Origin of the sequence: Stenotrophomonas sp. CASM106 (assembly GCF_049384825.1) — a bacterium.
GTDB classification, from domain to species: Bacteria; Pseudomonadota; Gammaproteobacteria; order Xanthomonadales; family Xanthomonadaceae; genus Stenotrophomonas; species Stenotrophomonas muris.
Genome location: NZ_JBMRFS010000019.1, coordinates 19,130 through 28,581 on the forward strand (window position 1 = coordinate 19,130; position 9,452 = coordinate 28,581).

At 65.6% G+C, this 9,452-nt stretch carries 8 protein-coding genes; 6 read left to right on the forward strand and 2 right to left on the reverse strand.

Going from position 1 to position 9,452, the window contains the following annotated elements; genetic code table 11:
* The first annotated feature begins 130 nt into the window (after positions 1–130).
* The 4 genes from VG556_RS22155 (at position 131) to VG556_RS22170 (ending at position 3,195) form a co-directional block, all read left to right on the forward strand.
* Positions 131–1,222 (forward strand): OmpA family protein, encoded by a 1,092-nt coding sequence (locus VG556_RS22155; RefSeq protein WP_014646072.1) that lies wholly within the window; start codon positions 131–133, stop codon positions 1,220–1,222.
* A 218-nt stretch (positions 1,223–1,440) separates the two neighbouring features.
* On the forward strand, positions 1,441–1,947 hold the full coding sequence (locus VG556_RS22160; protein WP_014646073.1) for a hypothetical protein: 507 nt from the start codon (positions 1,441–1,443) through the stop codon (positions 1,945–1,947).
* A 20-nt stretch (positions 1,948–1,967) separates the two neighbouring features.
* Complete coding sequence (locus VG556_RS22165; RefSeq protein ID WP_278254542.1) at positions 1,968–2,774, forward strand: pseudouridine synthase; 807 nt, start codon at positions 1,968–1,970, stop codon at positions 2,772–2,774.
* 85 nt (positions 2,775–2,859) lie between these two features.
* Positions 2,860–3,195 carry a hypothetical protein gene (locus tag VG556_RS22170; protein WP_005415439.1) on the forward strand — a complete coding sequence of 112 codons (336 nt, stop codon included), beginning with the start codon at positions 2,860–2,862 and terminating at the stop codon, positions 3,193–3,195.
* 161 nt (positions 3,196–3,356) lie between these two features.
* Here VG556_RS22170 and kbl read toward each other — a convergent pair whose 3' ends face one another.
* Positions 3,357–4,565, reverse strand: coding sequence for a glycine C-acetyltransferase (gene kbl / locus VG556_RS22175; protein WP_100449385.1), 1,209 nt, complete (start codon positions 4,563–4,565; stop codon positions 3,357–3,359).
* A gap of 198 nt (positions 4,566–4,763) precedes the next feature.
* Between kbl and VG556_RS22180 the strand changes: the two genes are divergently transcribed.
* Complete coding sequence (locus VG556_RS22180) at positions 4,764–5,459, forward strand: TorF family putative porin (RefSeq protein WP_005412357.1); 696 nt, start codon at positions 4,764–4,766, stop codon at positions 5,457–5,459.
* A 132-nt stretch (positions 5,460–5,591) separates the two neighbouring features.
* On the opposite strand, the gene tdh is transcribed toward VG556_RS22180, so the two are convergent.
* A complete protein-coding gene (tdh, locus tag VG556_RS22185; protein WP_032955954.1) occupies positions 5,592–6,614 on the reverse strand; it encodes an L-threonine 3-dehydrogenase in 1,023 nt (340 codons plus the stop codon).
* A 478-nt stretch (positions 6,615–7,092) separates the two neighbouring features.
* Here tdh and VG556_RS22190 point away from each other — a divergent pair, with 478 nt between their 5' ends.
* The gene (locus VG556_RS22190; RefSeq protein ID WP_046429104.1) at positions 7,093–9,258 is read left to right on the forward strand and encodes a S46 family peptidase; all 2,166 of its coding nucleotides are present in this window, start codon (positions 7,093–7,095) and stop codon (positions 9,256–9,258) included.
* The last annotated feature ends 194 nt before the right edge of the window (positions 9,259–9,452 follow it).

The window sequence follows — 9,452 nt, forward strand, 5'->3', positions numbered from 1 at the left end:
ACATGGCCTTCACCCGCCTGAGCATAATGTTCGCGGCGGTGGCGTGCTGAATCGGCTGTCGTACATCGACGCACTAGTGCTGGCCCATGCCTCTACCGGTTTCATACCCCCGAAATAGGAGCTGTACTCAATGAACAAGAAGATCCTTACTGCCGCGCTGCTGGGCGGCCTGGCTTTCGCCCAGGCAGCTTCGGCGCAGGAGTTCGATGACCGCTGGTACCTGACCGGTTCGGCCGGCTTCAACTTCCAGGACAGCGACCGTCTGACCAATGACGCTCCGTTCGTGACCCTGGGCCTGGGTAAGTTCATCAGCCCGAACTGGTCGCTGGACGGTGAACTGAACTACCAGAACCCGAACTTCGACAGCAACCAGGACCTGAACTGGTCGCAGTACGGCGTCTCGCTGGACCTGCGTCGCCACTTCATCAAGGAAGGCCGCGGCTGGAACCCGTACATCGTCGGTGGCCTGGGCTACCAGAAGTCGGAAGAAGAGTACGCTGCAATCGACAACAACGGTCCGCGCCAGCGTAAGGACGGCAACGTTGCCGCCAAGCTGGGCGTCGGCCTGCAGACCACCTTCGAGAAGCGTGTTGCTGTCCGCGCCGAAGTGGCCTACCGCGCTGACTTCGACGACCAGAGCATCGCCGCCAAGGACGAGAGCTGGTTCGGCGACGTGCTGGCTTCGGTCGGCGTCGTGATCCCGCTGGGCCCGGCTCCGGTCGCGGCTGCTCCGGCTCCGGCTCCGGTTGCCCCGAGCTGCGCCGACCTGGATGACGACGGTGACGGCGTCAACAACTGCGACGACAAGTGCCCGAACTCGCAGCCGGGTCAGACCATCGGTCCGGACGGTTGCCCGGTTCCGGTCTCCATCGACCTGAAGGGCGTCAACTTCGACTTCGACAAGTCGAACCTGCGTCCGGACGCCGTGGCGATCCTGAGCGAAGCCACCGAGATCCTGAAGCGTTACCCGGATCTGCGCGTTGAAGTTGCCGGTCACACCGACTCGAAGGGTACCGACGCTTACAACCAGAAGCTGTCGGAGCGTCGCGCCACCGCCGTGTACAACTACCTGACCAAGAACGGCGTCGACGCCGGTCGCCTGGTCGGCCCGATCGGCTACGGCGAGAGCCGTCCGATTGCTCCGAACACCAACCCGGATGGTTCGGACAACCCGGAAGGTCGCGCCAAGAACCGTCGTACCGAGCTGAACGTCCAGAACTAAGTTCTGACGCTCTGCCAGTAGGACACAGCAGGACCCGGCTTCGGCCGGGTCTTGTTGTTTCTGCGGTCCGGAACCCGGCGTTTCAGGCGCGGGAGTAACCGTTCGTCGGGATTTTGCCCATAAAACCAATGAGTTGCCGTATTCATTGAAAGTGGCGCTTGAAAGCTGTCGCGGCATTGCTAAACTCGCCGCGTCACTTCCTTTCCTGGATGCCCTTCATGCTGCGCTCTGCATCGGCCGCCTTCCTGGCGCTGGCCCTGGTTCCCGCCGCCCACGCTGCGGTCGATTGCTCGGTCAACACCAGCGCCTCGCCGCTGCCGTTGCCGGCCACGACCATCGCGCCGGTGGCCGACGAGCTCTACATCCGTGGCAACCAGCTGGGCATGCCGGCCGGCGTGCTGAGCAGCAACTACGATCCGTCGCAGTCGCTGGACCAGGTGCTGCAGCGCCTGCGCATCGATGGGTGCCAGAACATCGCCAAGGCCATTCCGAGCGCACCGGCGGTGAAGCCGAACGATCCGGCGGCCTACAAGCCGCAGACCGAATTCGACAACACGCCCTGGCGCTTCGACATGAGCCAGAACGGCAAGCGCATGACCGCCGAAGAGTTCGACGCCTGGATGAAGGCGCGTGGCGTGCGTGTGGTCAAGGCGCGTCCGGCTCCGGCCGCCACTCCGGCTGCGGCCGAAGCACCGGCTGAGACCAAGCCGGTCGACAAGAAGTAAGCGCGGCGGGGAGCAGAGGCTTGCGCACGCGCCGCCCACCTGCTGCCCCCGCTGCCCGCTCCCACGCACCGCGTGGGCGTGCGGTTCCGGATGTCTCCAATGGCGTGCGCCATGGCCTGGCGCGCGTGCTGTCCAAGGCCGGCGTGTGCTCACGCAGCGAGGCCGCGCGCTGGATTGCCGAGGGCCGCGTGCGCGTGTCCGGCCGCATCATCCGTGATCCCGAGTTCCCGATTGCCAGTCCGCACCCGCCGATCGAAGTCGATGGCCGGCCGATGGATGCGCCGCAGCGCCTGTACCTGATGCTCAACAAGCCGCGCGGCGTGGTGACCACGGCGCAGGACGAGCGTGGTCGCGACACGGTGTATCGCTGCTTCGATAGTGCCGGCCTGCCGTGGATCGCGCCGGTCGGGCGCCTGGACAAGGCCAGCGAAGGGCTGTTGTTGTTCAGCAATGATCCGCAGTGGGCGGCGCGCCTGACCGATCCGGAGACCGGCCCACAGAAGACCTATCACGTGCAGGTGGATCGTCTTCCCGATGAGGACACCCTGGCCGCGCTGCGCGCCGGTGTCGAGGACGAGGGCGAGTTCCTCGTCGCCCAGGCCGTGCGCGTACTGCGCAGTGGCGACAAGACCGCATGGCTGGAGGTGGTCCTCGACGAGGGACGCAACCGCCATATCCGCCGCCTGTTGGCGGCCTTCGACCTGCAGGTGCTGCGCCTGGTCCGGGTCGCGATCGGTGGGCTGCTGCTCGGCGATCTCGGCAAGGGGCAATGGCGGGTGCTGGAGGTCAGCGACCAGCAGCGGCTGGGGGCCGCTGCACCGGGCTGATCATCGCCCGCGGCCGGCAGTCGCCGGCCACCGTTCCAGGCGTAGGGGGCGCCTGGTTGCTGAATTTCCCGAACGGAGCCTGCCCATGTACCACCCGACCCTCAACCAAACCCTGCGCTGCGCAGGCCTGCTGCTGCCGATGGTGCTGCTGGCCGCCTGTGGCGGCCACAAGAAGGTGGCCAAGGCGGAAACGCCTGCCGAGACCCCGGTGGTGGAAGTGAAGACCCCGGAGCTGGATGGTCGCGGCAGTTACCGCTTCCTGATGAGCAACGGCGACAAGAAGATGACCGCCGATGAGTTCGATGCCTGGATGAAGGCCAACGGCATCCGCGTTGCCAAGGGCAACGGCCAGGACGCCGCCGCCAAGCCGGTAGTGGTGGCCAGCAAGGAAGAGCCGAAGGGCAAGAAGAAAAAGAAGTGACGCCTGGCGGTGCCGACCCTGGCCGGCACGCCCTCAGGCCACGGCGGGTGCCGACCGTGGTCGGCAGCCATCCAGCCCGGTAGGTGCCGACCTTGGTCGGCACGCTTTGACCAGCGGGGTCAGGGCCTTTTCCGCAGGAAAGGGATCCGACCCCGGCATGATCAGCCCTTGACCACGCCCAGTTCGACACCAATGCGGGTGAACGCATCGATCGCGCGATCCAGGTGCTCGCGGCTGTGCGCGGTGCTGATCTGGGTCCGGATGCGGGCCTGGCCCTTGGGCACCACCGGGAAGAAGAAGCCGATCGCGTAGATGCCTTCTTCCAGCAGGCGCTCGGCGAATTTCTGCGCCAACGGTGCGTCATACAGCATTACCGGGCTGATCGGATGCACGCCCGGCTTCACGTCGAAACCGGCGGCGGTCATCTTCTCGCGGAAGTAGGCGGTGTTCTCGGCCAGCGTGCTGCGAAGGTCGTCAGCGGCAGCCAGCATTTCGAACGCCTTGATGCCGGCGGCCACCACATGCGGCGGCAGCGAGTTGGAGAACAGGTACGGGCGCGAGCGCTGGCGCAGCAGTTCGATCACCTCGGCGCTGGCGCAGGTGAAGCCGCCCAGTGCGCCGCCCATGGCCTTGCCCAGAGTGCCGGTGATGATGTCGATCTTCTCCAGCACGCCCTTGACCTCGGCCGAACCACGGCCGGTAGCGCCAAGGAAGCCGGTGGCGTGGCATTCGTCGATGTGCACCAGCGCGTTGTACTTCTTCGCCAGCGCGGTGATCTCGTCCAGCGGCGCGATGAAGCCGTCCATCGAGAACACGCCATCGGTGGTGATCAGCTTGGTCTTGCACCCTGCGGCATCGGCGGCCTGCAGCTGGGCTTCCAGATCGGCCATGTCGCAGTTGGCGTAGCGGAAGCGCTTGGCCTTGCACAGGCGCACGCCGTCGATGATCGAAGCATGGTTCAGCGCGTCGGAAATGATCGCGTCGTTCTCGCCGAGCAGCGGCTCGAACAGGCCACCGTTGGCATCGAAGCAGGCCGCGTACAGGATGGTGTCCTGCTTGCCGAAGAAATCGGCGATCTGCTTCTCCAGCTGCTTGTGCAGGTCCTGGGTGCCGCAGATGAAGCGCACCGAGGCCATGCCGAAGCCGTGGGTATCCAGTGCGTCCTTGGCGGCCTGGATCAGGTCCGGATGGTCGGCCAGACCCAGGTAGTTGTTGGCACAGAAGTTCAGCACCTTGCGGCCGTCGTCGAGGGTGATTTCGGCCGATTGCGGGCTGGTGATGATCCGCTCGGACTTGAACAGGCCCTGGGCGCGGATGGCGTCCAGTTCCTCGGCGTAGTGGCGGGTCAGGGCGGAGGAGACGTCGGTCATGGCGTGGGCACGGCTCTGAACGGGGAAACCGCTGATTCTACCGGGCTACGACGGCCTTCGACCGGGCCGGGCAGGGCACCGCCACGGGTGGCACATGTTGCATCGCAATAGCAAACGGGTTAAAAATTCGTGAACTGCGCCTGTCTGGCGCCGGTTGCCCGCTCCCCCTTCCCGCCCCCGCCACCCTCGGAGACGCCCATGAAGCACGCCCGTGCCTGCCTCGCCATTGCCGCTGCCCTGACCCTGGCCGCCCCGTTCGCCGCCAGCGCCCAGGAAAACGAATCGCCGTACAGCTGGAACGTCACCGCTGTTTCCGATTACCTGTTCCGTGGTGTGTCGCAGACCGACGAGGATCCGACCCTGCAGGCCGGTTTCACCTACACCAGCCCGGTTGGCCTGTACGCAGGCGTGTGGGGCTCGGGCGTGGATTTTGGTGCGGGTGACCCGAAGACCGAGGTCGACTACCTGATCGGCTACGGCGTTGACGTCACCGAGCGCGTCAACTTCGACGTGCTGCTGAACCGCTACACCTACCTGAAGTCCAGCCACCAGAACTACAACGAGCTGATCACCACCACCACGCTGGATGACACCTACAAGCTGACGGTGGCCTACACCAACGATGTCTGGAACAGCAGCACCGATGGCTGGTACTTCGGCCTGGGCGGCAGCTGGGGCCTGCCGAAGGACTTCACCCTGAATGCCAACGTCGGTCGCAGCACCTTCGAGGACGGCATCGCCAAGGACTACACCGACTGGAACGTCGGCGTCGCGCGCCAGTTCGGCCTGTTCAACGTCGGCCTGGGCTACTACGGCACCGACGGCAACGGCCGTGACAATTCCGGCAAGCTGGCCCACAGCCGGGTGATGCTGAGCGTCGCCGTCGGCAAGTAACGCCGAAGGCGTTACGGGTAGTGCCGGCCGCTGGCCGGCAACACCAAAGAAAAAGGCGCCCATCGGGCGCCTTTTTCAATTTCAAGGTGTGCCGAGCAAGCTCGGCACCCACCCATCGCGCACGGCGAAGGGTCAATTCCAGCTCAAAACAACCTTGCCGGCCTTGCCTTCTTCCATCAGGTCGAAGCCCTTCTGGAACTCGTCGATCGGCAGCTGGTGGGTCATCACCTTGCCGAGCGGGAAGCCGGACAGCACCAGCTGGGTCATCTTGTACCAGGTCTCGTACATCTTGCGGCCGTAGATGCCCTGCACGGTCAGGCCCTTGAAGATGATCTTGTCCCAGTCGCAGCCGGCGCCCTTGGGCATGATGCCGAGCATGGCGATCTTGCCGCCGTGGTACATGCAGTCGAGCATGTCGTTGAACGCGCGCGGATTGCCGCTCATTTCCAGGCCCACGTCGAAGCCCTCCATGTGCAGTTCCTTCATCACGTCCTTCAGCGACTGGTTGGCGACGTTGACCACGCGGGTGGCGCCCATGTCGGCGGCCAGCTTCAGGCGGAAGTCGTTGACGTCGGTCACCACCACGTTGCGCGCACCGATGTGCTTGCAGATGCCGGCGGCGATGATGCCGATCGGACCGGCGCCGGTGATCAGCACGTCTTCGCCGATCACGTCGAATTCCAGCGCGCAGTGTGCGGCATTGCCGTACGGGTCGAAGAACGCGGCCAGTTCCGACGGGATCTGGTCCGGGATCGGCCACAGGTTGCTGGCCGGCATCACCATGTATTCGGCGAAGGCGCCGTTGACGTTGACGCCGATGCCGACGGTGTTCGGGCACAGGTGCGGGCGGCCGCCACGGCAGTTGCGGCAATGGCCACAGACGATGTGACCTTCGGCCGAGACGCGCTGGCCGATCTCATAGCCGGTCACCGCCGAGCCGAGCGCGGCAATGCGGCCGACGAACTCATGGCCGATGGTCAGGCCCGGCTTGATGGTGCGCTGGCTCCACTCGTCCCACAGGTAGATGTGCAGGTCGGTGCCGCAGATCGCGGTCTTTTCCAGCTTGATCAGGACCTCGTTCGGGCCCGGGGTCGGAACCGGAACTTCTTCCAGCCAGATGCCCTTGGCCGCTTCGCGCTTGACCAGGGCCTTCATCGTTTGCTGCGCCATCGGGGTGGAACTCATCAGGGGGAAAGCGCGGATTATAGGGTGCCGCGCGGATTTCCCATGTTGCGCTGCGGGTGCAATGGCGGAACGAAAGGCGTGCGCCGACGGGCGTTTCGAACGTGCTGCAAACAGCAGCGCCTCCTTGATTCCTGGGGAGGGGGCGTGGTCACCCTGGCCGGGACACGCAAAAGCCCATCCATGGTGCTCGATGGCGCCTTGCTCGTGCGCGCTATCCTGCGCACACGGCAAGACCGGGGTTGGGCGTCCTGCCCAACCCGCCAGTCGCATGCGCCCGGCCCATGGCGCCAACGGTCCCGGCCAGGGTGACCACGCCCCCTCTGGACGATTCCATGTGCGCGGCCGATGTGCGCATGGCAGAGCAAGAAGTAGGCCCATGACTTCCGGGGTTCGGGCCGTGGCAGGGCGGCGGGCTACAATCGAGGGTTCCACTACCAGGGGCTGCTCCATGCGCTCGAACCTGCTTGCATTCTCCATCGTCGCCAGCCTCGGGCTGGCCCAGGTCGCCCATGCCGCTGAAGGCATGTGGGTGCCGCAGCAGCTGCCGGAAATCGCCGGTCCGTTGCAGAAGGCCGGCCTGAAGCTGTCCCCGGAGCAGCTGTCCAACCTCACCGGCGACCCGATGGGCGCGGTCGTCGCCCTCGGCGGCTGCACCGCCAGCTTCGTGTCGCCGCAGGGCCTGGTGGTCACCAACCACCACTGCGCCTACGGTGCGATCCAGCTGAATTCGACCGCCGAGAAGAACCTGATCAAGGACGGCTTCAACGCGCCGAAGCACAGCGATGAACTGAGCGCCGGCCCGAACGCCCGCGTCTACGTGCTCGACCAGATCACCGACGTCACCGCCCAGGCCAAGGCCGCCATTGCCGCCGCCGGCAACGACCCGCTGGCCCGCAGCCGTGCGCTGGATGCCTTCGACAAGGCCCAGGTCGCCGCGTGTGAAGCCGAGGACGGCTTCCGCTGCCGCCTGTACACCTTCTCCGGCGGCAACACCTACCGACTGTTCCGCAACATGGAAATCAAGGACGTGCGCCTGGTCTACGCGCCCCCGGGCAGCGTCGGCAAGTACGGCGGCGACGTCGACAACTGGATGTGGCCGCGCCACACCGGCGACTTCTCGTTCTACCGCGCCTACGTCGGCAAGGACGGCAAGCCGGCCGCATTCTCGGCCGACAACGTGCCGTACCAGCCCAAGCACTTCCTGAAGTTCACCGACCAGCCGCTGGGCGCCGGTGACTTCGTGATGGTGGCGGGCTATCCGGGCCGCACCAACCGCTACGCGCTGGCCGGTGAGTTCAACGAAACCGCCAGCTGGACCTACCCGACCATCGCCAGGCACTACAACGCAGTGTTGAAGATGATCGATGAGGCGGGCAAGGCCGACGCCGACGTCAAGGTGAAGTACGCCGCCACCGCGGCCAGCATGAACAACGTGGCCAAGAACTACGCCGGCCAGCTGGAAGGCTTCAAGCGCATCGACGCTGCTGGCCAGAAGCAGGCTGAAGAAGCCGCCGTGCTGGCCTGGCTGAAGAAGCAGGGCGCCGCCGGCAAGCCGGCCCTGGCAGCGCACGCGCAGCTGGTCAAGCACCTGGATACCAGCAAGGCGACCCGCGAGCGCGATCTGTTCGTCGGCCAGTTCAACAACACCTCGGCGGTCAACGCCGCCATCGGCCTGTACCGCCTGTCGATCGAGCGCACCAAGCCGGACGCCGAGCGCGAGGTCGGCTACCAGCAGCGCGACCTGCCGACCCTGGAAGGCGGCCTGAAGCAGATGGATCGCCGCTATGTGGCGAAGATGGACCAGCAGCTGCAGACCTACTGGCTGGACCAGTACGTCGCCCTGCCGGCCGCGCAGCGCAACAACGACGTGCTGAACACCTGGCTGGGCGGCAGCGATGCCAGCGCGGTCAAGGCACTGGTGAGCAAGCTGTCGGGCACTGAGCTGGGCAGCCTGGATGCACGCCTGAAGTGGTTCAAGGCCGACCGCGCCGCGTTCGAAGCCAGCACCGATCCGGCCATCCAGTACGCGGTGGCGATCATGCCGTCGCTGCTGAAGCAGGAAGAGCAGAAGAAGATCCGCGAAGGCGAGTCGCTGACCGCACGTCCGCTGTACCTGCAGGCACTGGCTGACTACAAGAAGAGCCAGGGCGAGTTCGTGTATCCGGATGCCAACCTGTCGCTGCGCATCACCTTCGGCAACGTGATGGGCTATGAGCCCAGGGACGGCGTGGCCTACACCCCGTTCACCACGCTGGAGGGCATCGTCGCCAAGGACACCGGCGTCGATCCGTTCGATGCGCCCAAGGCCCTGCTCGACGCGGTCAAGGCCAAGCGCTACGGCGGCCTGGAAGACAAGCGCGTGGGCTCGGTGCCGGTGAACTTCCTGTCCAACCTGGACATCACCGGTGGCAACTCGGGTTCACCGGTGCTGGACGCCAACGGCAAGCTGGTCGGGCTGGCCTTCGACGGCAACTGGGAATCGGTCAGCTCCAACTGGGTGTTCGACCCGGTGATGACCCGCATGATCGCGGTCGACAGCCGCTACATGCAGTGGATCATGCAGGAAGTGGCGCCGGCGCCGGCGCTGCTGAAGGAACTGAACCTGGCGAAATAAACCCGTTGCGGTAGTGCCGGCCGCTGGCCGGCAACACCTGCAGATACTGCCGGGCGGTGTATCCACCCATGGCGTGGATCTTATCTCTTGCCGATCTGGCACCTTGGGGGCCGAGAGCCCGGCGTGGGCGACCGTGTGGATCCAGGTCTTGCGACCGAGAAGTAGCTTGGGTCCCCACGCCGGATTCTCCCTGA

Excerpts from the sequence above, each read along its gene's own strand:
- kbl (WP_100449385.1), bottom strand. The coding sequence starts at position 4,565 with ATGACCGACGTCTCCTCCGCCCTGACCCGCCACTACGCCGAGGAACTG.
- VG556_RS22180 (WP_005412357.1), top strand. The coding sequence starts at position 4,764 with ATGAAGCACGCCCGTGCCTGCCTCGCCATTGCCGCTGCCCTGACCCTG.
- VG556_RS22190 (WP_046429104.1), top strand. The coding sequence starts at position 7,093 with ATGCGCTCGAACCTGCTTGCATTCTCCATCGTCGCCAGCCTCGGGCTG.
- VG556_RS22170 (WP_005415439.1), top strand. The coding sequence starts at position 2,860 with ATGTACCACCCGACCCTCAACCAAACCCTGCGCTGCGCAGGCCTGCTG.
- VG556_RS22155 (WP_014646072.1), top strand. The coding sequence starts at position 131 with ATGAACAAGAAGATCCTTACTGCCGCGCTGCTGGGCGGCCTGGCTTTC.
- tdh (WP_032955954.1), bottom strand. The coding sequence starts at position 6,614 with ATGAAGGCCCTGGTCAAGCGCGAAGCGGCCAAGGGCATCTGGCTGGAA.
- VG556_RS22160 (WP_014646073.1), top strand. The coding sequence starts at position 1,441 with ATGCTGCGCTCTGCATCGGCCGCCTTCCTGGCGCTGGCCCTGGTTCCC.